Source organism: Bradyrhizobium sp. USDA 4369 (assembly GCF_054056435.1).
Genome location: NZ_JBSRYH010000001.1, coordinates 4,790,946 through 4,812,101 on the forward strand (window position 1 = coordinate 4,790,946; position 21,156 = coordinate 4,812,101).

The following is a 21,156-nucleotide window of genomic DNA, read 5'->3' on the forward strand; positions in this document are numbered from 1 at the left end:
ATGATGATCCGCCATGGCGCGGCGCTGAAGGTCGAGAATTGCGGCAAGACCTTTGCCGACGGGACCTGCGCGCTCGCGCGCGCCACGCTGGACATTGCGCAGAGCGAGACGCTGGTGCTGCTTGGCCCCTCCGGCTGCGGTAAGACCACGCTGCTGCGGATCGTCGCCGGGCTGGAGATGCCCGATGCGGGCGGCCGCGTGCTGTTCGACGGCAAGGATCTGACGCGGCAGCCGATCGAGAAGCGCAATGTCGGGATGGTGTTCCAATCCTACGCGCTGTTTCCCAACATGACCGTGGCGGAGAATATCGGCTACGGGCTCAAGATCCGCGGCGTCTCCAGGTCGGAACGCGCGGCGCGTGTCGCCGAGCTGATCACGTTAACCAATCTGGGTGGACTTGAACATCGCCGCATCGATCAGCTCTCCGGTGGTCAGCGGCAGCGCGTCGCCCTGGCGCGCGCCGTCGCCATCAGGCCGAGCGTGCTGCTCCTCGACGAGCCGCTCACGGCGCTCGATGCCGCCTTGCGCGAGCGCCTGCGTGGCGAATTGAACGGCCTTCTGCGCACGCTGGGCATCACGGCGATCTATGTCACCCATGACCAGGCCGAGGCGATGGAGCTCGGCGACCGCATCGTGGTGATGCGCAAGGGCGCGATCGCCCAGGTCGGAACGCCGCGCGAGATCTACTTCACGCCTGCCGACCGCTTCGTTGCGGAGTTCGTCGGCGCCGCCAATATCATCGAGGCCCCGATCGAGAGCGGCGATTTGATCCTGCCCGGCGGTCGTCAGCCGGTCGGGTCGACAGACTCTCGCGCCAAGGCTGTGGCGATGGTCCGCCCCGAGACGATCGGGATCGTCGATGCGGACAAAGCGAGCCTCACCGGCATCGTCGACAGCATTCGTTTTGCCGGCGACCGTCAGCGCATCATCGTGCGCGACGCGGCCGCGATTCCGCTTGCGCTGGATGCGCCGCACACGATCAATGTGCGCGCGGGCGAGCGGATCGGCCTCTCCATTGCGGCGGGCTCGATTCGCCTGCTCCCCGCGGAAGGCTGACACATGACGAAGAGCCCCATCATCATCGCCCAGATCTCGGACCTCCACGTCAAGGCGCCCGGACATCTGGCCTATCGCCGGGTCGATACGGCGCTGGCACTGAGCCGCTGCGTCGATGAGCTGAACAGGTTCGTCCCCCGGGTCGATCTGGTGGTGATCTCCGGCGATCTCGCCGACACGCCGTCGACGGCGGAGTATGATCATCTCAAGAGCCTGCTGGCAGGTCTCGGCATTCCCTTCGTCGCCGTTCCCGGCAACCACGATTCCCGCGCGCTGATGCGCGCCGCCTTTCCGGATCATTGTTTCGCGACGCCGTCTGGCGCGCTGAACCGGCGCGTCGAGCTCGCCGATCTGGATCTGCTTCTTCTCGACTCCAGCGTTCCCGGTCAGCCGCATGGCGAGCTCGACGACGAGACGCTGCGCTGGCTGGACGCCGAATTATCGGCTCGCGCGAACAGGCCGGCGCTGTTGTTCCTGCATCATCCGCCCTTTGCCGCGGGCATCTGGCACATGGACCGGCAGAATCTGCGCAATGCCGACGCTCTGGCCGAGATCGTCGCACGGCATCCGCGCGTCCAACTGATCGGGTGCGGCCATGTTCATCGGGCGACGCTGACCAGGTTTGCCGGCGTCCCCTGTACGATCTGTCCAGCGCCGAACCACGCCGTCGATCTCGACCTCGCGGCGCGCCAGCCGCCGTCGTTCAAAATCGAGCCGCCGGCCTTCCATCTGCATGCCTGGTTTCCCGGTGCGGCGTTCGGCATGCTGGTCACGCATCAGATTCCGATCGGCGATTTCGGTGGGCCGCATCCGTTCTTCAACGCGGACGGCACGCTGATCGACTGACCGCCCGGTCGCGGTCGCAGAACCTTGCGCTAGGCTTCCACCTCGAAGGTGACGCGCTCGGCGGCGAAGCGCGAGCGCTTGCTGACGAGCGGCGTCCCGTCCGCGTCGATGTCCGTGCTATCGACGACCAGGACCGGGCGGCCCAACGCAAGGTCCAGGCGCGCGGCATCGCTGGCGTCTGCGATCGCCGCAGTGATACGCGTTTTGCCACGGCGGTAGTCGCGAATACCGTAATGCGCGAGCAGCGCCGTCATCGAGCGGGTTGTCGCGAAGATCCGCGCGGCATCCGGAAAGCGCTCGGCCGAGAGCCAGGAGGTGCTGACGCAAATCGGCGTCTTGTCGGCGAAGCGCAACGCCTCGATGCGGATCAGCGGCGTGCCGGTCTTCAAGGCCAGACCGCGGGCGAGTTCGCGCGTTGCTGGCTCCTCCGAACTCGCGATCAGCTGTCCGCGCGGCTCACGCCCGCCGGCGCCGACGATCTCGGAAAAACGCGTACGCGAGCGCAGCGGGTAGGACAGGCGGGGCGCTTCCACATAGGTGCCGCTGCCGCGCTCGGCTCGCACCAAACCACGTTCGGCCAGCATCGCCAGCGCACGCCGCACCGTATGGCGGTTGACGCGATAGGTCTCGGCGATCTCGGTTTCCCCGGGCAGGCGCGTACCGGCCGCGAACCGCCCGCCGGCGATGTCGCGCTCGATGCCGTCGGCGACCCGTCGCCATAGGGCCACGCCTGAATCGGCGTCCGGCATGCTCATTCGGATGTCCCGCCTGCGCTGGTGAAAATCACGTCCATGTCATCAAACAGTCATGGCGCTCTCTTATCAAGTTGTCTATTATCATAGACAACTTAAGCCGGGCAAGATCGAGAGTGGCCATCAGAGGCAACATGAGCGGCAATACGTTGCAGGAGAGACGCCAGGGGGCGATGCAAGTGCTGTCGCACGCACCGGCAGCCGACATCGCGCGGCGCGTGGCAGAGCTGCCTCTGCCGCCCTATCAGCAGCTGCGTGCGCCGGAGAACGGTCTCGTCATGGTGCGCGGCCGCATCGGCGGCGATGGTGCGCCATTCAATCTCGGCGAGGCCACGGTGTCGCGCGCGGCCATCCGTCTTCACAGCGGCGAGGTCGGCTTCGGTTATGCGCTCGGCCGTGACGGCGAGAAGGCGCGCCTGATCGCGCTGTGTGACGCGTTGATCCAATCACCTGATCATGCCGCCGCGATCGAGGCCAAGGTCGTAACGCCCTTGCGGGCCGAGATGTGCGCGGCGCGGGGTCGGACGGCCGCGCAGGCGGCGGCCACGCGCGTCGATTTCTACACCATGGTTCGCGGAGAAGGATGATGCAGAGCTTGGATCACGCGCTGCAGCCCGGCTTCGCCGACAAGGTACTGTCGGCGCAGGCGACCTTCCGTACGGTGATGGAAGCCATGGCGCGTCCGGGGCGGGTGATGCAGGTCGAGGACGGCGTCGGCCGGCCGCTGTCGATGATGGCCGGTGTTGCCGCCATCGCCCTGACGCTGTTCGATCAGGAGACGCCGATCTGGCTCGACGCCCTCTTGTCAGGTGCGCCGGAGGTCAATGCGTGGCTCAAGTTTCACACCGGGGCTCCGATCGTCGCCGATCCCGCCCTTGCAAGTTTCGCCTTGTTTGCGGCGCCCGCGCAGCTTCCGGATCTGCGCAGCTTCGCACTTGGCAGTGCGGACTATCCCGATCGCTCGACGACACTGGTGTTGCAGGTGGCGAGTCTCTCCGCCGGGCCGATATGTCAGCTGCGAGGGCCGGGGATCGACGGCACGGTGTCGCTTCGCGCATCGATCGCGCCCGCCGATCTGTTTGCAAGGTTGTCCATCAACGAAGCTCTGTTTCCACGCGGCATCGACGTGATCCTGGTCGACGGTCGCTCGCTGGTCGCGATCCCGCGCACGACGCGGCTCGCCGCTGCAGGAGGTTGAGGCATGTATGTCGCCGTCAAGGGTGGCGAGCGCGCCATCGAGAATGCGCACCGGCTGCTGGCGCATGAGCGCCGGGGCGACCGGAACGTGCCGGAGCTGTCCCTTGCGCAGATCTCAGAGCAGCTCGGGCTCGCGGTCGATCGCGTCATGAGCGAGGGCTCGCTGTATGATCGGGAGCTGGCGGCACTTGCGATCAAGCAGGCCCGTGGCGATCTGATCGAGGCGATCTTCCTGGTGCGGGCGTTCCGCGCGACCCTGCCGCGCTTCGGCGCGACTGAGCCGGTCGAGACCGGCGCGATGCGGGTGCAGCGGCGGGTGTCGTCGACCTTCAAGGACATTCCCGGCGGGCAGGTGCTGGGGCCGACCTTCGACTACACGCATCGGCTGCTCGATCCGCAGCTTGCAGCGGCCACCGATCCGGATGCACCGGCGCTCGCCGAGGCGTCGAATGCGCCGACGCCGCGCGTGACCGATATCCTCGGCCAGGACGGGCTGATCGAGCCGTCGCCGCAGACCGAGGAAGGTGCGCCGGTCGGCGACCTGACGCGCGACCCCCTCGGTTTTCCAGCCGGCCGCGACCTGCGCCTGCAGAATCTGGCGCGCGGCGACGAAGGCTTTCTGCTGGCGCTCGGCTATTCGACCCAGCGCGGCTACGGCCGCAACCATCCTTTCGCCGGCGAGATCCGGTTCGGCGAGGTCGAGGTCGAATTCTTCGCCGAAGAGATCGGCTTTGCCGTGCCGCTCGGCTCGATCGAGCTGACGGAATGCCAGATGGTCAATCAGTTCAAGGGCTCGGCGACCGAGCCGCCGTGCTTCACGCGCGGCTATGGCCTCGCTTTCGGCCAGAGCGAGCGCAAGACGATGTCGATGGCGCTGGTCGATCGCGCGCTGCGCGCGCGCGAGCTCGGCGAAGATCTGGTCGCGCCCGCGCAGGACGAGGAGTTCGTGCTGTCGCATTCCGACAATGTGCAGGCGACGGGCTTCGTCGAGCATCTGAAGCTGCCGCACTACGTCGACTTCCAGTCCGAGCTCGGCCTGTTGCGCAAGCTGCGCCGGGAATTCGCCGAGGCCAATGCCGAGCCTGCTATGAAGGAGGCCGCGGAATGAACGCGCCGACCTACAACTTCGCCTATCTCGACGAGCAGACCAAGCGGATGATCCGTCGCGCGATCCTGAAGGCGATCGCCATTCCCGGCTATCAGGTGCCGTTCGCCAGCCGCGAGATGCCGATGCCCTATGGCTGGGGCACCGGCGGCGTGCAGGTCACGGCGGCCATTCTCGGCCCGGCCGACGTGCTCAAGGTCATCGACCAGGGCTCCGACGACACCACCAACGCGATCTCGATCCGCAAGTTCTTCGCCAAGACCGCGGGCGTGGCCACGACGACCTCGACAGAAGCGGCGACCGTGATCCAGACCCGTCACCGCATTCCCGAGGCGCCGCTGCAAGAGGGGCAGGTGCTGGTCTATCAGGTGCCGATTCCGGAGCCGCTGCGCTTCCTCGAGCCGCGCGAGACCGAGACGCGCCGTATGCACGCGCTGGCGGAATATGGCCTGATGCATGTCAAGCTGTACGAGGACATTGCGCGCTTCGGGCACATCGCGACGTCCTATGCCTATCCGGTCAAGGTCAATGCGCGCTACGTGATGGATCCGTCGCCGACGCCGAAATTCGACAATCCGAAGATGGACAACTGTCCGGCGCTGCAACTGTTCGGGGCAGGGCGCGAGAAGCGGATCTATGCCATCCCGCCCTATACGTCGGTGGTGTCGCTCGATTTCGAGGATCATCCGTTCACGCGCTACAAGTTCGACGCACCCTGCGCGCTCTGCGGTGCCGAGGATTCTTACCTCGACGAGATCGTTACCGACGACAAGGGCAGCCGCATGTTCGTGTGCTCCGACACCGACTATTGCGAGGGGCGCCAGGCCGCCGGGCATCGCGGTACGCAAAACGCCGCGCCGCACAAGGAGGGCGCTCATGTCTGAGGTCATCCGCTCGTCCGATCAGCCGCTGCTGGTCGCCGAAGAGCTCTCGAAGAGCTATGGCCGCCTCGCGGCGTGCCGCGACGTCTCGTTCGTGCTCTATCCCGGCGAGGTGCTCGCCATCGTCGGGGAGTCCGGTTCGGGCAAGTCGACGCTGCTGCAGATGCTGTCGGCGCAGCTTGCGCCGAGCGCGGGCCGTGTGTCCTACCGCATGCGCGACGGCGTGCTGCGCGATCTCGCGGATCTCGGCGAGGCCGAGCGCCGCTTCCTGTTCCGCACCGATTGGGGCTATGTGCATCAGGACCCGGCGCAGGGGCTGCGCATGGCGGTGTCGGCCGGCGCCAATGTCGGCGAGCGGCTGATGGCGGTCGGCTGGAATCATTACGGCCGGATCAGGCAGACGGCATCGTCCTGGCTGGAGCGGGTCGAGATCGATGTGGCCCGCATCGACGATGCGCCGCGCACCTATTCGGGCGGCATGCGGCAGCGGCTGCAGATCGCGCGCAATCTCGTCACCGAGCCGCGGCTGGTGTTCATGGACGAGCCGACCGGCGGACTCGACGTGTCGGTTCAGGCTCGCCTGCTCGACATGATGCGCAGCCTCGTGAACGAGCTCGGCCTCGCGGCGATCGTGGTCACGCATGATCTTGCGGTTGCTCGGCTGTTGTCCCATCGTGTGATGGTCATGAAGGAGGGGCGGGTGATCGAGACCGGCCTGACCGACCAGGTGCTCGACGATCCGCGCGAGCCATACACACAGCTTCTCGTCTCCTCGATCCTGCCGCCATGAGCCCGACCGCAATGACCGTGATGATCGATATTGAGGATGCCCGTAAGACCTTCACCATGCATCTGCAGGGCGGCATTTCGCTGCCGGTGGTGTGCGGCGTGTCGTTTCAGGTCAAGGCCGGGGAGTGCGTCGTGTTGTCCGGGCCCTCGGGCGCCGGCAAGTCGTCGATCCTGAAGATGATCTTCGGCAATTATCGCTGCGACGGCGGCCGGATCGCCGTTCGGCACCAGGGCGAGATGACTAACCTTGCCGGCGCGGAACCGCGACTGGTCCTGAATGCAAGGCGGCAGACGATCGGCTATGTCAGCCAGTTCCTGCGCGCGGTGCCGCGCGTGCCGGCGCTGGATGTCGTGGCCGAGCCGCTGCTTGCGGCGGGCCTGGGGCGCGACGCGGCCCGTGCTCGCGCCGGCGCTTTGCTCGGCCGCCTGAACATTCCGGAGCGGTTATGGTCCCTGCCGCCGTCGACCTTCTCCGGCGGCGAGCAGCAGCGTGTCAACATCGCGCGCGGCTTCATCTCGGACGTTCCGATCCTGTTGCTGGACGAGCCGACGGCTTCGTTGGACGCTGCCAACCGCGCCGTCGTCGTCGACCTCATCGCGGCGAAGAAGCGGGACGGCGTGGCGATGCTCGCGATCGTGCATGACGATGAGATCCGTGAACATATTGCTGATCGCACGGTCGATGTGACGACCTTCGCAGCGGCGGCATAGAGGCAAGATTGCAGATGAGCGCGAACATGTCCGACACGGTAATAGGCAATGCCAGGCTGGTCCTCGCGGATCGGGTGATCGAGCAGGGCTGGGTGGCCGTTGCCGGTGGCAGGATCGTCGAGTTTGGCGAAGGCGATGCGCCGGCCGGCAGTCTTGATGTCGACGGCGATCTGCTGATGCCGGGCCTCGTCGAACTGCATACCGATCACCTCGAGGCTCACGTCGTGCCGCGCCCGAAGGTGCATTGGGATCCCGTTGCGGCGGTCGTGTCTTATGACGCGCAGCTCGCGACCGCCGGCATCACCACGGTTCTCGACTCCTTACGCGTGTGGACCGAGGAGGGCGCCGAGGGCGTCGATGGTCAGGCCAATGTCCTGGCCGAGGCGATCGCGACGGCCCGCAACGGCGGATTGCTGCGCTCCGACCACTTCCTGCATCTGCGTTGCGAGGTTCCGATGCCTACGGTGGTCGAAGAGGCGCGGCAGCTGGCGGGGCGCCCGGACGTGCGGCTGATGTCGCTGATGGACCACACGCCGGGCCAGCGGCAGTTCCGCGACGAGGGCAAGCTGCGCGACTACTACCGCGGCAAGAGCGGCGGCAAGACGGACGCGGAGCTCGACGTGATGTTCGCGCGACGGTTTGCGTATCAGCAGGCCTATGCTGCGCCGAACATGCGGGACATCGTTGCGCTGGCCAAGACCCACGACGTGCCCTTGGCCAGCCACGACGACACCACCGAGGAGAACGTTGCGGATGCGATCAAGGACGGCATCGCGGTCGCCGAATTTCCGACCACGATGGAGGCGGCGCGTGGCCTGCACGAGGCGGGCATCAGCATTCTGATGGGGGCGCCGAACGTCGTTCGCGGCGGCTCGCATTCCGGCAATATCGCGGCGGTCGACCTCGCCCGCGAAGGTCTGCTGGACATCCTGTCGTCGGACTACGTGCCGTCGAGCCTGCTGATGGGCGCGCTGCAGCTGCCGCAGCGGGTGCCGGCCATCGACCTCGCAGCCGCCGTGCGCACGGTGACCAAGGCTCCGGCCGACGCTGTCGGCCTGCATGATCGCGGCGAGATCGCCGCGGGCAAACGTGCCGACCTGATCCGCGTCCGTGTCGCGGGCCAGTTGCCAGTGGTGCGCAGCGTCTGGCGGGAAGGATTGCGGGTGGCATGAGCGACGCGGCGGCCGTAGGGCTGAATCTGCGCGAGAAGCTCGGACCGGGGCGTCTGGTGCTGGTGGTCGGGCCAAGCGGCGCGGGCAAGGATACGTTGCTCAACGTCGCGCGCCGCGACTGCGCCGGGGATGACCGTGTCGTGTTTCCGCAGCGGATCGTCACCCGCGCGGCCTCCGCCTTCGAGGACAATCTGGAAATGAGCGCAGCCGGCTTTCGCGAGGCGCTCGACGCCGGTCAGTTCGCGCTGCATTGGGATGCGCATGGGCACGGCTACGGTGTGCCTCGGTCGATCAATGACGACATCCTGGCGGGGCGCACCGTCGCCGTGAATGTCTCGCGCACCGTCGTCGCAGCCGCACGGCGCAGCTACGCCCATGTCATCGTCGTCACGATCACGGCGCCGGCAGACGTTCTCGCCGAGCGTCTCGGCAAGCGGCATCGCCCAAGCGACGGCGATATCAGCGAGCGCCTCCAGCGCGCGGTGAGCGACGACGCCGTCGCGGCGGACGTGACGATCATCAATGTCGGTGATCCCGAGGCGCACGGCCACAGGCTGGCGCAGATAATCAGGGGGGCCGCGTGAGGCAACGCCGGTCGGAGCCACGGAAGGAGGCAGCCATGTCGATCATCACCACGATTGAGCAGCTCGAAGCGATCTATGGCGAGACCGGGCTGGCTTCGACGGCCAAGGTGGCCGATCGTGTGACACCGCACTATCGCGTGATGATCGAGAAATCACCCTTCGCAGCGCTCGCGACCTGCGGCCCCGAAGGCCTCGATTGCTCGCCGCGCGGCGATCTTCCGGGCTTCATCCGAATTCACGATGAGAAGACGCTGATGATGCCCGATCGCCGCGGCAACAATCGGGTCGATTCCCTGCGCAACATCGTGCGCGATCCGCGTATCGCCCTGCTGTTCCTGATTCCGGGATCGGGCAACACGCTGCGCGTCAATGGGCATGGTCATCTGTCGACGGCGCCGGACCTGCTGGAATCGTTCCGCATGGAAGGCAAGTTGCCGCGCACAGTGCTCGTCATGACGGTGGAGGAGATCTACTTTCAATGCGCGCGGGCGATTGTTCGTGCCGATCTCTGGAACCCGGAGAAGCGCGTCGATCCGCGAGAGCTGCCGACGCCGGGCCAGATCCTGGCCGCCATGACCGCCGATATCGACGGTGCGGCATATGACCGTGAGTGGCCCGAGCGCGCGCGGAAATCGATGTGGTGATTTCGGCGCGGCTCGAAGACACAGTTGCTATCCGGCGCGACGATCAGGCCGCGAGGTCGAGCAGGCGCGAGGATCCCCTGACGAGGACCTTGCGCCCGGCAAGAGTGAGCTTCGCAGCGCCGTTGTCGATGGCTGCGAGTCCAAGCGCAACGAGCTGTTCGACAATCATGCCATTCAGCCGGCGGCGGTCGCGCGCGGGAATGCGGAGCGCCTTCAGCGTCTCCCATTGATCCGGCGTGAGTTCCTGTTCGAATTCCGCGTTCATGCTGCCTCGAATGTTGACGTCCCGCATTCGTCTTAGGGAAGCCGCGTGACGAAGATGCGACCTTCCAGCAACCGTAGTGATACGGCCGCCTCATTACGCCCGAACCGCGCGTAAATTAATTCAAATTTGAATGATCTCGACAGGGTTCTGCATTGCAGCCAACCCTGTTGGAAATCGTGAATCGTCGCGTGTTGTTAAGAGAAAATTAAGGCAGATCATTCGCCGCGGGCGTAACGCCGCTGTCACATCGGTGTGTCAAACGGCGCCGTCTTCGCGCTCGAACCGGCTGGTGCGCACCTTTGATTCGGAACGCGCGCTGATGGTTGACATGAATGATGAGCTGCTGCCTGTGAACCGCAAAAACTGGTGGCGCAGCCTGGGCGGGCTGATCCTGAGCCTCTCGATCGCGGCGGTGGCGGTGTATGTCCTCACACATGCCATCAAGAAGCTCGATGTCGGTCATGTGCTTGCGATCGCACAGGCTACGGACAAGCATCTCATCGCGATCGCATTGGTTCTTATCGCGCTCTCTTATGCCGGGCTGACGCTGTACGATCTGTTCGCGCTGCGGACAATCCGTCGTCCCGACATTCCCTATCGCGCGGCCGCGCTCGGCAGCTTCACGAGTTACCCCATCGCGCACGGAATTGGCGCGGTTGCGTTGATCTCGCCACTGGTGCGGTATCGGATCTATGCGCCGTATCGGCTCGGCGCGATCGACATCGCCAATATGAGCTTCCTCACCGGGCTGACATTCTGGCTCGGCAATCTCACCGCGCTTGGCTTGAGCCTGCTGATCGATCCCGATGCTTTCGGCTGGGTCGCGTATTGGCCGCCGACCTTGAATCGGCTCATCGCGGCAGCACTGCTTTGCGGCGTCGTCGCCTTCGTCGTATGGAGCTGGCCAGGGCGGCGGAGCACGCGCTGGCCGGTCCGTCTGCCGTCCGGCCCGGCCGTGCTGCTGCAGATCGTCGTCGGATTGTTCGATCTCACCATGGCGGCGCTGGCGATGTACGTCCTCATTCCCGCTGAACTCGGCATCGAGGTCTCGCGGATGATGGCGGTGTTCATCGCCGCCACGCTACTCGGCTTCGCCAGCCACGCGCCGGCCGGTATCGGGCTGTTCGACGCGACCATCCTGCTGGGTCTGGGCGGTGATGATCAGGAGCCGCTGCTCGCGGCGCTGCTGATCTTTCGCTGCCTTTATCACCTGCTGCCGTTCGTGCTTGCGCTCGGCGTGTTCGGCGGCGTCGAGCTGGCGCGCTCCTGGCGAAGGCCGGTCATTGGATCAAACGGGAGAGTTCAACTTCAGTCCGACCATGCCGGCAATGATCAGCGTCAGGCAGAACAGCCGCATCGGGTCGGCGGGCTCGCTGTAGATGGCGATGCCGACAATGATGCTCCCGGCCGCGCCAATGCCGGTCCATACCGCATAGGCGGTGCCGAACGGCAATGATCTCAGCGCCAGCGACATCATCGCGAAGCTGAGAAGGATCGCGATGACCGTTCCGATGCTCGGCCAGAAGCGCGTGAGGCCGTCGGAATGCTTCAGGCCCAGCGCCCAGATGATCTCGAGCAGGCCGGCGGTCAACAGAGCGAGCCAGCCATTCATCATTGCGGCGAGCCTGAACGCGCGGCGGCACCGGCAGTGCCGCCTGTCTGTCGAAGCTGTGGGACAATCGCCCGACAAAGTCCGGCCATTCCGTCATCTCCGCGCCGGTCGAACCTGCAGTCCATCTGCCTCGTTTGCGCGACGCGCATATGACAGGCGCTACGGCCCTTGGCCACGGAGCTGACGTTCAGAGATCCGACGCCTCAAGCGGTAATCAAGACCGGCTGTGTGATGGCGGGCGGTGACGCCGCTGCTAGACCTATCTCTCTTCCATCATCGTGAGGACAAAGCCCGTCAGCGTCGCGCCGACGGCAAAGGACAGCGTCATGACGCTCACGAAGATCGCGACCGTCATCATCGGCTCGACACTGTGCGTGATCAGGCTCGCGATTCCGAACGCATCGAGCTCTGTCAGTGCGAAGGCGAAGCCGAGGCCGAGCGTGGTGCCCATCAACGTATGACAAGCAAGCTCGAGCAGGATCGCCGGCCTGATCAGTTCGCGACGCTTCTTGGGCGGCATGGGACGTGTCCTCCGCTTTCGCCTGTGAACGCGCGACTGTATCGGCGGTTCCTGCCACGCCCGGTCGAGGGACGGTCTGCGGCAAAGCTGATTGCCAAACCGCGGCGCGAGCGGCTACGACAGAGCGCTGTCTCGGTCGCGCGCGAGCGCGACACCGTTCAGGAACGGCCATGATGCCGCCGAACGGGGCGGCATGGTCCAACAGGGAGGACAAACAATCATGACAAACGCCATTCGCTTCCACAAGACCGGCGGTCCCGAGGTTCTGGTCTGGGAGGACGTCACCGTCGGCAAGCCCGGGCCCGGCGAAGCCCGCATCCGTCACACCGCGGTCGGGCTCAATTTCGTCGATATTTACAACCGCTCCGGCCTCTATCCCGTCCAACTGCCGAGCGGACTTGGCAGCGAAGGCGCCGGCGTCATCGAGGAACTGGGGGAGGGGGTCACCGACCTCAAGGTCGGCGATCGCGTCGCCTATGGTTCGTCGCCCCTCGGCGCCTATTCCGAGGCGCGGCTCATTCCGGCAGCGCAACTGCTCAAGCTGCCCGATGGCATCGACGACAAGACCGCCGCCGCCATGATGCTCAAGGGCCTGACGGTCCAATACCTGATCCGTCAGACCTACCGGGTCAAGGCTGGCGAGACGATTCTGCTCCACGCCGCAGCGGGCGGTGTCGGCCTCATTCTGAGCCAGTGGGCCAAGCATCTCGGCGCCTCGGTGATCGGCACTGTCTCCAGCGACCTGAAGGCCGAGCAGGCCAGGGCCCATGGCTGCGATCACACCATCGTCTATTCGCGCGAGGATTTCGTCGCGCGCGTCGACGAGATCACGGCAGGCAGGAAGGTGCCGGTGGTCTATGATTCCGTCGGCAAGGATACCTTCCTGAAGTCGCTCGACTGCCTCGCGCCGCTCGGCTACGCCGTGTCGTTCGGCCAGTCATCCGGCACGGTCGATCCGCTGAATCTCGGCCTTCTTGCCCAGAAGGGCTCGCTGTTCGTGACCCGGCCGACCCTGTTCACCTACGCGGCCAAGCGCGAGAACCTGGTGGCCATGGCGAACGAGCTGTTCGATGTCGTCAAGTCCGGTGCGGTGAAGATCGAAGTGAACCAGACCTATCCGCTCAAGGACGCCGCCAAGGCTCACGCCGACCTCGCCGCTCGCAAGACTACGGGATCGACGGTGTTCCTGGTCTGACCCGGGGTCGACGAGGGCGTTCAGATTGTGGGTCGGCCAGCAGCTCTGGCGGACCCGCCGTCACCTCCGGCCGAAACACGAGAGCGGCATACCCGCTCAGACCTGCTCGTGCTTGCGCAGGTCGCGGCGGTGATCGAACTGCGCGGCCTGCATGTCGATCGTTGCTTCGTCGAGTTCGGGAACGGCAGCCTGCGCCATCACGTCCGCAGTGATGTCCTCGACCGCGTGGTCGCGGATCTCGTGAATGAAACTGATATTCGCAAATTCTCCCGACGCGACGCGTGCAATCATCTCGCGCCGGGTCATCTCAGGATCGACCACGGCCTCCCGTCCACGACGGCCGTAGTCGATCATCACGACGAAATATTGCATGCAGCGCCGCCTCGGAGACTGCCATATCCTGGAGCGACATTATTTCTGATAAACAGAAAAATGTCAATGGCGTTCCTCGGCGGCGCTCAAGCCCTCGCTATCGGCGTCAATCCGCCATCACTTGCTGGACGACCGCGCTGCCCTGGCGCGGGCGGCCGATTTGCTCCGCATCCGCTGGATCTGGCCGCGGGGCAGGGTCACGAAGATTTCGCCGATCCAGTCCAGCTTGACGCCCAGGATCGGCTTGGCGTTGAAGCTCTTGAGATTGACCAGGGTTGACGATTTGCCGCGCTCGATCGTCTTCAGATAGCGTTCGCCGGTCTTGAGCCGCACCACGGCCTCCTCGCCGTAGAAGCTCGACAGCGGGTGCCGCTGCTCACGATACACCACGATCACGTCGCCGTTCTCATATTTCGGCAGCATCGAATCGCCGGACACTTCGAACGCGATGGTCTCTTCCGAAATCGGGAAGGGCAGGGCCACCTCGCCGAGTCCCTCCGCCGGCACCTGTTCATATTCCGGCTCGATGACGGAGCCGGCGCCCACCCGTCCCATGATCGGAACGGAGTTCAGTTCCAGGTACTCCGTGATCAGGGGAATCTCGGCGGCCTTGATCAGCCGTTGTCCCCCGAGAATCTCGGAGACCGCCCCGGGGCGCACGCCCATGGCGCGGGCTAGGCCCCCCTTCGTCTTCCCCGGCTTCTCCAGGGCACGCTCGATCATGGCGACGTCCAACATGGCTCCAAACCTCCGTTGCGAATCTGATGGCGCATCATATGTTTCCGATAATCAGAACTCAAGCTTGACTTTTCGTTCGGAATATCGGAAATTGAGCCGGTCCGGGGCGAAGGCGCAGTGGCGATACCGCCCCGGGCCTCCCCACGCAGACGAAGAGGCGAAAATGCAGTCCACCGATTGGCCCGATCAACATTCAATGGTGTTGCGTGACCTTCACGCCAAAGGACTGTCCTATGCCGAGATTGCGCGGGCCCTGAATGCGCAATTCGGTACCACCTATACGCGCAATGCGACGCTGGGCCGGGGCAAGCGAATGGGGCTCGCGCCGGTGGTCCGGCAAGCGGCCCGCGGTCCCGAACCCAGACCGCGATCTGTCGCCGCGGGAACCGGCGGGCGGGAGACTGCAACCAGAGATCAGATTGTCAGGCCCGCGGCAGCGCCGGCGCCAGTCCGGCTTCGCTGCGTCGGCATCAGTCCCAGGTTGCTCTCGTTCGAGCAACTCGAGGCAGGCGACTGCCGCTATCCCTATGGCGGCGACCGGGACGACGACCCCATCACGTTCTGCGGTCATCCGCGGCAGCCCGGCGCAAGCTACTGCACCCCGCATTTTCATCTCACCCGCAACCCGGAGGTCACTGCAGAGCGTCCGACGCGCCCTTTGGTGCTGCGGCTCGTGGCGGCGGCGTGATCACGCGCGCAGCTGACCAGACCTGATTTCAACCAGCATGACGGAGAAGGAATATGGCGCGTCCGAAACGCAGCAAGTCGATTCGCATCTCGAAGAGCCACGACCGTCGCGCGCTTGACCTGCCCAGGAATGCGGAGGTGGTCGCGGTCGAGATCGACGATCCCTTTGCGCGCGAGCCAGGGGAGAAAATCGTTGCGCTCCGATCGGTCCGCAATGATCCGCTCGGCCGCCTGCACGCGCACAAGCAGCTGGACGAAGCGCAATATCGGTCGGGACGCGCCTTCCAGAACGATTGGGAGCGGGCGGAGCGGGGACCTCAGGCCATTGACCCCTCGCGTGATCATGTCGACGGCGCGCAGGGCCGCGAACTCGTGACCGAAGGCCAGCGTCAGGCGATGGTCCGGCTGAACCGGGCCGAGCGCGAACTCGGCGCGGATGGGGCGGCGATCGTCCATGACATCCTGGTGCATGGCCTTACGATGGAGCAGGTCGGGCACAAGCGGGGGCTGTCCAGCCAGCGCTGGAACGACTATTTCGCGCGCCGGTTCAAGGAATGTCTCGATCGGCTGGCCGTGCTCTATGGAATGTCCAATGAACGCATTTCCAGGGCGAACGGTCACCCGCTGCAATCGAGGCATCACGCCGACCCGCCGTCTTAGCAGCAGCCGGCAAACGCTCGCGGCATGATCCAGGCCGCGAGCGCTGGCCGTCCTTCTCGGGTCAAGGGTGCGGTGCCGCGATGTAGGTGGTGCTGTAGGGCTCGATCCGGAGCGACGCATGAGCGAGCAGCGCGATCTTGGCAGAGGGGGTCATCTGCAGCTCACCATTGGGCCCGCGGTGCACGTTGTATTGCCAAGCCGTGAGGTCGCCTTTCTGCGCCAATGCGTGTGCGATCGCGCCGGCGTCGCTTCCGCCAATCGTTCTCATCTCCTCGGAGCTGAGCCCGATGACGATCTCGTCCTTGACGGTCACCACTTTGAACAGCGAGATCTTGCTCTCGTCAGCGATCGCCGTTGCCGCGGGAACGGTCAGCATGGCGAGGGCGGCGAATATCAAGCTTTGCAGTCGTGAAGTCATCGCGTCTCCTGTCGGCAGTGCCTCATCGGATAGGGGCTTGAGCGTGCAAGCATTGGTTTCCGATGCGGCGCAGTTGGTTCGTGAAAAATTGCTGCGCTCCAACAATGAACCGAATGCGTGCTGCGGCGTCTAAGCACTCTTGTGGGTCTATGAAAAAATCACGCCCTAAGGCACTTGCTTGACCACCGACTCGAAAACCCTGGTTGACGCTAGGCTCTCCGCCTTGTTTGATTGGGAGAAGGAAGAGACGGGGGATCACATGGTCAACGGACAATTTCGGTTGAGGCCTGCTGGGCAAAGGATCGCACTCGCGGCCATGGCGATGCTGATCGCGACGACGGTCGAGCCGACGACCGTGCTCGCGCGATCGTCGGGATCGGCCAGCAAGCTGGTGCTCACGCATGCGACGTCGAGCGATGCGACCGATTTCAGCGCGCGCCGGCGTTATCGTCGCCACTACCATGGCAATCCCGCAGCCGGCCTCGCCATCATGGGCGCGATGATCGGAACGATCGGTGCAATCGCTGCGCATCAGCATGATGACGATTACTACTACGGCGGGCCGGGATATTATGCGGGACCGGGCTATTACGGGCCTCCACCGGTCTACTACGCGCCCCGTCCTTATTATGGCCATCCCTATTACGGCCATCCTTATTACGGGCCGCGCGTCCACTACTATCAACCGTACTGAGCTTCGTCCGGCCGCGCGCTTCGCGTCGGCGCTCGTCGGCATGATCGGGGTAGGGAGCGGCCTGGCTTCAGAAGCCGCCGGCGCTGAAGCGCAGCGGCTGGACGACGTCGTAGGCGGCCTTGCTTAGCGGCACCGCGTAGTCGACCGTCAGCGGCCCGAACGGGGACGCCCAGGTCATCCCGACACCGACCGATGAGCGAATGACGTTCTTGTTTGCGACCTGCAGGTTCTGGGTCGGGCCGCGATAGCCGAATACGGTTCCGGCGTCGACGAAGGCCGATGCGCGCAGGCCGTACTCCTGCGGCAGCCCCGGAATGTTGCTTTGCAGCTCCGCGGTGGTCGCCCAATAGACGCTGCCGCCGACATTGTCCCGCGTCGAGCCTGCGGTGAGATCACGGGGGCCGAAGCCGCCAGGCGCGAAGCCGCGCACCATGGTCGGGCCGCCGAAGAAGCTGTTGAGAAGGGGCGCCTGCCGACCGCCCCAGCCGGTGATATAACCCCCTTGGGCGCGCACCATGCCGGTCAGGTCGTTGTTGATCGATCGATAGTAGCGGACGTCTTCGGTGGTCCGCAGAAAGCGCACGTCGCCGCCGAGGCCGGCGAGATCCTGGCTCAGTTGCGAGCGGATGCCGTTGGTCGGGATCTTGTTGTTGTCGAGCGTGCTGTAGGTGACGGAATGCCCGAGTTGCGACACCAGCTGCCGCCCAGCCGAGGTGGCCTGTCGGACGGCCGGCGACACCGCGGCCGGGTTTGTGCCAGGGGAGAGGACGACGTTCTGGTCGTATAGCGAATAGCGCCAGAGGATGGCGGTTTGCTCGCTCACCGGCATGCCAAGCGTCAGCGCGCCGCCATAGGTATTGCTGCCGAAGGCTTGAAACGTGGTGGCTGCGCTTTGCCGCGCGAACAGTTCGATCCCGGGCGTCGTGCGTCCCAGAGCATAGGGAGAGGTGAATGACAGATTGGCGCCGCGCGCGAATTGGCCATAGGTGAACGCCGCCTGCGCCGTGTTGCCCGTTCCAAGCACGTTGCGATCGCCGATCTTGACTTCCGCGAGCAGGCCATCGGTGTTGGAATAGCCGCCGGACACGTTGAAGTCGCCTGTCGCCTGGTCGACCACTTCGACGTCCAGGACGACGCGATCACGGGACGAACCCTGCGTCGAGGAGATCTTGACGGTCTTGAAGTAGTTCAGGTTCCTCAAGCGCCGCTCGGCCCGGTCGATGAGCGTCTTGTTGTAGGCGTCGCCCTCGCTGAAATCGAACTCGCGCCGCACGACGTCGTCGCGTGTGCGCGAATTGCCATGAATCTCGATCCGCTCGACATAGGTGCGCCGTCCCTGGTCGACCTGAAAGCGGACGCCGGCGAGATGGGCGGCAGGATCGCGCAAAATGACCGGCTCGACCTGCGCAAAGGGAAAGCCGATCCTGCCGAGCTCCGCCGTCGTCGCTTCCGTCGTTTTGACGAGCTTGCCGTCGTCGAAAACGTCACCCTTCTGCGCCAGCAGCAGGGAACGCAAGCGTTTGCAGTCCAGCTCCGGGACGTTGCACGACAACTCGATGGCGCCGAACCGATAGGGGGGACCTTCCGCGATGGCGAATGTCACATCGAAGCCGCTGGTCGCTCGGTCATAATCGACGTTGACGCTCGTTACCTCGGCATCGGCATAGCCGTGGTTTCGATAATATTGCCGCAGCTGTTCGCGATCCGCATTGATCCGGTCGGGGTCATAGACGTCGCCGCCGGTGACAAAGCTCAACAGGTGCGTCGCCGATGTCTTGATGACGGCCTGCAATTGTCGCGCGCCATAGGCATGATTGCCGACAAAACTGACGCTTCGGACAGGCGTTTTCTTGCCCTCCGTGATCGTGAACACCAAGTCGACGCGTTCATTGCCGCGATCGATGATCTCGGGGACGACGCGGACGTCGTTGCGTCCGACACGGTGATAGGCTTCGATGATGCGGGCCACGTCGCCCTGCACGGTTGCGCGCTGCAGTCCAGTTCGCGGCTTTGACTGAACTGCAGCCGAGAGCTCGGCGTCTTTCACCTTCTTGTTACCCTCGAAGGCGACGCGATCAAGCACCTTTGCCTCCGAGACGCGCACTACGACACGCCCGTCGGCGCGGTCGATCCACACGTCCTCGAACAGGCCGGTTGCGACCAGGCCTTTCAGACCGGAATCCAGCGCGGAGGCGTCGTAGTGACCGTTGGCATCGGCATGGAAGTAGGCGCGCACCGTATCGGCATCGATCCGGCGGTTGCCCAGCACGGCAAGCGTCTCCGTAGCCGCATGTGCCGAGATGGCCGATATCAGGACCAATACCGCGACGGGGAGCAGGTGCTTACGAACTGCGTCGAGGCCGCGCCGCCTGGTGCGTCCGGAGTTGTCCGCTGTCATCGCTGCGTGCTCGTCCATCGCCCGGATGCAAGTGCGGGCGCAGGGCGAAATCATGTCGCGGCCGTGGTGAGTTGTTGGTCTGTAGTCCGGCGAGCGACGGTTCGCGCGAATGTGAAGCTCTGGACGTCGCAGAAAGGACGCAGAGTCGATCCACAGGATTGCTGCTTTGCTCATGCGTCCGGATCTGCAGATGCTGATTGTGGCGCATGTCATTGTGAGCAGACATCGGGAGCAGACAATGCGAGTGATCGCGCTGGCCCTTATCCTTTGTAGCTTCATGCAATCGGCTCTTGCCGCTGCGGCTGCACCGGAGATCGATCCGCAGACGTCGCTCGCCGTCGTCCAGCAATGGATCTACAATTATCGGACCAAGCCGGATTACGCTCACGTGCCGGCTGCCGTCCGTGTGATGTTTCATTCCCAGACGTTCAAGGAACCTGAGAACGCAGGCATCTATCTCGGCTTCATCGCCGGTGCCATCGGGTCCAATCCCGCCAAGGCCGAGCAGCTCGTCAACAGTTTCTTCCCCGTTCCTCCCGAGGACGAGTGGGTGATCGTTCGGGCGATCGCCTATTCCGGTCTGCCGGATTGGCGCAATCTCATGCGCAAGGTCGCGCCGAAGATGCCGGGGCGCCGCGTCATGATCGAAGGCTATCTCAGCGGCGCGCAGCAGACCTTGCTGGAGATTCCGCTCGAGGAAGCCAAGCCAGGTATGATGGACAAGCTGCGGGGGGCGATCACGCAGAATCCGTTCAAGAAGGAGGAGCGCAAGCTCGATACCAGGTTGAGCTACGCGACCCACCAGGATCTGCTCGATATTCTCTGGGGCTACTACTTTGCCACCGGCTCGTACGTGCCGATTCAGCGCATCGTGCAGATGCTGCCGTGGTCGAAGAGCCGCGACACCGTCGACAAGCTCACGATCGGCAGCATGGCGCGTTATACGCTCGCCAGCTACTCGGTGCGGGATGCAGCCTTGCGGGACTATCTGCGCGGCGAGCTGGGGCGACAATCGGCGCCGATCAAGGCGCCCCTGGCCGAAGTCGTCGAAGCGGCCGATACGGTTCAGCTCGGTGCTGTTCGCAAGGATGCCGTGGCTGCGGTCGAGGAGCTCAAGACCAAAGGGTCGGATGCGCGCCGCAACATGGACTTCTGGGGCCAGCTGGGGGTAGGGGCTCTGGCGCTGGGCTGCGTCTCTGCAGCCGCGCTCGGACAGGTGGCGGTCGGAATTCCCTGCGTGATCGGCGGCTCCGCCTCCCAGGGATTGCTCTCATTCTGGGAGAAGCAGCAATGAGCGGGCGGCGATTGATTACGAGCGGCCGGTTCGCACGAGATCGGCGCAGGCGGCGTATGGACGAAGCGGGGCCACGCAGCTTCTGCGCTTAAAAATTGTGGATAATGCGTTGCGTAGATCGAAAGTAGAATGCTGCTCCGCAGGGGCGGACGTCTCCGGCGTCCGGCTGAAATCAGGAGAGGCTGGCCTTGGCGACAGCGGGATAGACCGGCTCTCGGTGGATTTCGGCGCCGGATTCATCAACAACAACAATCGACAACCGCCGATCCGTGATGCGGGGATCGTGGCGTAGCCGCCGGGCCAGATCCCGGCTGTGTTCGATGGCTCCCGCTCGCGTGGCAAACTCGAGGCCGGTTCGGTCTCGGGTCGGAATGCCGTCCTTCATGTCAAAATAATATGTTTGCATGGTCTTCCTGCCGCCTTGTCCGCGAGAAATCAGGCTGTGGAACGCAGCGGAGGATCCGCAACCCATTGTCTTCGCGCGTAAACTATAGAAGACCTCTAATGTGGAGGACAAGCTTACCTCCGCCGGATTTCCCCTTCCTGGTTCGGTAATCGACCATTTT

Annotated in this window: 24 protein-coding genes and 1 pseudogene; 16 read left to right on the plus strand and 9 right to left on the minus strand. The window is 64.6% G+C overall.

Going from position 1 to position 21,156, the window contains the following annotated elements:
* Positions 1-1,056 (plus strand): ABC transporter ATP-binding protein, encoded by a 1,056-nt coding sequence (locus ACVIJ6_RS21660; RefSeq protein WP_456777047.1) that lies wholly within the window; start codon positions 1-3, stop codon positions 1,054-1,056.
* Between the two features lie 3 nt (positions 1,057-1,059).
* Positions 1,060-1,902, plus strand: coding sequence for a phosphodiesterase (locus tag ACVIJ6_RS21665; protein ID WP_456774349.1), 843 nt, complete (start codon positions 1,060-1,062; stop codon positions 1,900-1,902).
* A 29-nt stretch (positions 1,903-1,931) separates the two neighbouring features.
* On the opposite strand, the gene phnF is transcribed toward ACVIJ6_RS21665, so the two are convergent.
* Complete coding sequence (gene phnF / locus ACVIJ6_RS21670) at positions 1,932-2,657, minus strand: phosphonate metabolism transcriptional regulator PhnF (protein ID WP_456774350.1); 726 nt, start codon at positions 2,655-2,657, stop codon at positions 1,932-1,934.
* Between the two features lie 131 nt (positions 2,658-2,788).
* Here phnF and phnG point away from each other — a divergent pair, with 131 nt between their 5' ends.
* From phnG to ACVIJ6_RS21715, 9 genes and pseudogenes are all read left to right on the plus strand, one after another.
* The gene (gene phnG / locus ACVIJ6_RS21675) at positions 2,789-3,241 is read left to right on the plus strand and encodes a phosphonate C-P lyase system protein PhnG (RefSeq protein ID WP_456774351.1); all 453 of its coding nucleotides are present in this window, start codon (positions 2,789-2,791) and stop codon (positions 3,239-3,241) included.
* Positions 3,241-3,852: a phosphonate C-P lyase system protein PhnH gene (gene phnH, locus ACVIJ6_RS21680; RefSeq protein ID WP_456774352.1), complete on the plus strand. Its 612-nt coding sequence runs from the start codon at positions 3,241-3,243 to the stop codon at positions 3,850-3,852. The genes phnG and phnH overlap by 1 nt, the downstream gene beginning before the upstream one ends.
* A gap of 3 nt (positions 3,853-3,855) precedes the next feature.
* A complete protein-coding gene (locus ACVIJ6_RS21685) occupies positions 3,856-4,959 on the plus strand; it encodes a carbon-phosphorus lyase complex subunit PhnI (protein ID WP_456774353.1) in 1,104 nt (367 codons plus the stop codon).
* Entirely contained in the window at positions 4,956-5,840 is an 885-nt protein-coding gene (locus ACVIJ6_RS21690; RefSeq protein ID WP_456774354.1) for an alpha-D-ribose 1-methylphosphonate 5-phosphate C-P-lyase PhnJ, read from the plus strand. The genes ACVIJ6_RS21685 and ACVIJ6_RS21690 overlap by 4 nt, the downstream gene beginning before the upstream one ends.
* Complete coding sequence (phnK, locus tag ACVIJ6_RS21695) at positions 5,833-6,627, plus strand: phosphonate C-P lyase system protein PhnK (RefSeq protein WP_456774355.1); 795 nt, start codon at positions 5,833-5,835, stop codon at positions 6,625-6,627. The genes ACVIJ6_RS21690 and phnK overlap by 8 nt, the downstream gene beginning before the upstream one ends.
* An 11-nt stretch (positions 6,628-6,638) precedes the next feature.
* On the plus strand, positions 6,639-7,337 hold the full coding sequence (gene phnL, locus ACVIJ6_RS21700; protein ID WP_456777048.1) for a phosphonate C-P lyase system protein PhnL: 699 nt from the start codon (positions 6,639-6,641) through the stop codon (positions 7,335-7,337).
* A 14-nt stretch (positions 7,338-7,351) separates the two neighbouring features.
* Positions 7,352-8,509: an alpha-D-ribose 1-methylphosphonate 5-triphosphate diphosphatase gene (locus ACVIJ6_RS21705; protein ID WP_456774356.1), complete on the plus strand. Its 1,158-nt coding sequence runs from the start codon at positions 7,352-7,354 to the stop codon at positions 8,507-8,509.
* A pseudogene (gene phnN / locus ACVIJ6_RS21710) lies at positions 8,506-9,151 on the plus strand (phosphonate metabolism protein/1,5-bisphosphokinase (PRPP-forming) PhnN). Before ACVIJ6_RS21705 ends, phnN begins: the two are co-directional and overlap by 4 nt.
* Entirely contained in the window at positions 9,129-9,737 is a 609-nt protein-coding gene (locus ACVIJ6_RS21715) for a pyridoxamine 5'-phosphate oxidase family protein (RefSeq protein WP_456774357.1), read from the plus strand. The pseudogene phnN and the gene ACVIJ6_RS21715 overlap by 23 nt, the downstream one beginning before the upstream one ends.
* A 43-nt stretch (positions 9,738-9,780) precedes the next feature.
* Here the strand turns inward: ACVIJ6_RS21715 and ACVIJ6_RS21720 are convergent, their stop codons facing one another.
* The 3 genes from ACVIJ6_RS21720 to ACVIJ6_RS21730 all read right to left on the minus strand — a co-directional run bounded on the left by ACVIJ6_RS21720 (position 9,781) and on the right by ACVIJ6_RS21730 (position 12,134).
* A complete protein-coding gene (locus ACVIJ6_RS21720) occupies positions 9,781-10,002 on the minus strand; it encodes a hypothetical protein (protein ID WP_456774358.1) in 222 nt (73 codons plus the stop codon).
* Positions 10,003-11,290: 1,288 nt separating this feature from the next.
* Positions 11,291-11,617, minus strand: a complete 327-nt coding sequence (locus ACVIJ6_RS21725) for a DMT family transporter (RefSeq protein ID WP_456774359.1) — start codon at positions 11,615-11,617, stop codon at positions 11,291-11,293.
* Between the two features lie 256 nt (positions 11,618-11,873).
* Positions 11,874-12,134 (minus strand): hypothetical protein, encoded by a 261-nt coding sequence (locus ACVIJ6_RS21730; protein ID WP_456774360.1) that lies wholly within the window; start codon positions 12,132-12,134, stop codon positions 11,874-11,876.
* 220 nt (positions 12,135-12,354) lie between these two features.
* On the opposite strand from ACVIJ6_RS21730, the gene ACVIJ6_RS21735 reads away from it, so the two are divergent.
* Complete coding sequence (locus ACVIJ6_RS21735) at positions 12,355-13,329, plus strand: quinone oxidoreductase family protein (protein WP_456774361.1); 975 nt, start codon at positions 12,355-12,357, stop codon at positions 13,327-13,329.
* Between the two features lie 96 nt (positions 13,330-13,425).
* Here the strand turns inward: ACVIJ6_RS21735 and ACVIJ6_RS21740 are convergent, their stop codons facing one another.
* Together ACVIJ6_RS21740 and ACVIJ6_RS21745 are read right to left on the minus strand one after the other, a co-directional pair.
* Entirely contained in the window at positions 13,426-13,701 is a 276-nt protein-coding gene (locus tag ACVIJ6_RS21740) for a hypothetical protein (protein ID WP_456774362.1), read from the minus strand.
* A 117-nt stretch (positions 13,702-13,818) separates the two neighbouring features.
* Entirely contained in the window at positions 13,819-14,439 is a 621-nt protein-coding gene (locus ACVIJ6_RS21745; RefSeq protein ID WP_012045735.1) for a LexA family transcriptional regulator, read from the minus strand.
* A gap of 163 nt (positions 14,440-14,602) precedes the next feature.
* Here ACVIJ6_RS21745 and ACVIJ6_RS21750 point away from each other — a divergent pair, with 163 nt between their 5' ends.
* Entirely contained in the window at positions 14,603-15,127 is a 525-nt protein-coding gene (locus ACVIJ6_RS21750) for a GcrA family cell cycle regulator (RefSeq protein ID WP_456774363.1), read from the plus strand.
* 53 nt (positions 15,128-15,180) lie between these two features.
* Positions 15,181-15,786 carry a DUF6456 domain-containing protein gene (locus ACVIJ6_RS21755; RefSeq protein WP_456774364.1) on the plus strand — a complete coding sequence of 202 codons (606 nt, stop codon included), beginning with the start codon at positions 15,181-15,183 and terminating at the stop codon, positions 15,784-15,786.
* A gap of 61 nt (positions 15,787-15,847) precedes the next feature.
* On the opposite strand, the gene ACVIJ6_RS21760 is transcribed toward ACVIJ6_RS21755, so the two are convergent.
* The gene (locus ACVIJ6_RS21760) at positions 15,848-16,204 is read right to left on the minus strand and encodes a hypothetical protein (protein WP_456777049.1); all 357 of its coding nucleotides are present in this window, start codon (positions 16,202-16,204) and stop codon (positions 15,848-15,850) included.
* A 259-nt stretch (positions 16,205-16,463) separates the two neighbouring features.
* Here ACVIJ6_RS21760 and ACVIJ6_RS21765 point away from each other — a divergent pair, with 259 nt between their 5' ends.
* Positions 16,464-16,898, plus strand: a complete 435-nt coding sequence (locus tag ACVIJ6_RS21765; protein ID WP_456774365.1) for a hypothetical protein — start codon at positions 16,464-16,466, stop codon at positions 16,896-16,898.
* A gap of 67 nt (positions 16,899-16,965) precedes the next feature.
* Here the strand turns inward: ACVIJ6_RS21765 and bamA are convergent, their stop codons facing one another.
* Complete coding sequence (gene bamA, locus ACVIJ6_RS21770) at positions 16,966-19,296, minus strand: outer membrane protein assembly factor BamA (protein ID WP_456774366.1); 2,331 nt, start codon at positions 19,294-19,296, stop codon at positions 16,966-16,968.
* A gap of 238 nt (positions 19,297-19,534) precedes the next feature.
* Between bamA and ACVIJ6_RS21775 the strand changes: the two genes are divergently transcribed.
* Entirely contained in the window at positions 19,535-20,590 is a 1,056-nt protein-coding gene (locus tag ACVIJ6_RS21775; protein WP_456774367.1) for a hypothetical protein, read from the plus strand.
* A gap of 172 nt (positions 20,591-20,762) precedes the next feature.
* Here ACVIJ6_RS21775 and ACVIJ6_RS21780 read toward each other — a convergent pair whose 3' ends face one another.
* Positions 20,763-20,996, minus strand: a complete 234-nt coding sequence (locus tag ACVIJ6_RS21780) for a DUF6894 family protein (RefSeq protein ID WP_210264094.1) — start codon at positions 20,994-20,996, stop codon at positions 20,763-20,765.
* Between the last annotated feature and the right edge of the window lie 160 nt (positions 20,997-21,156).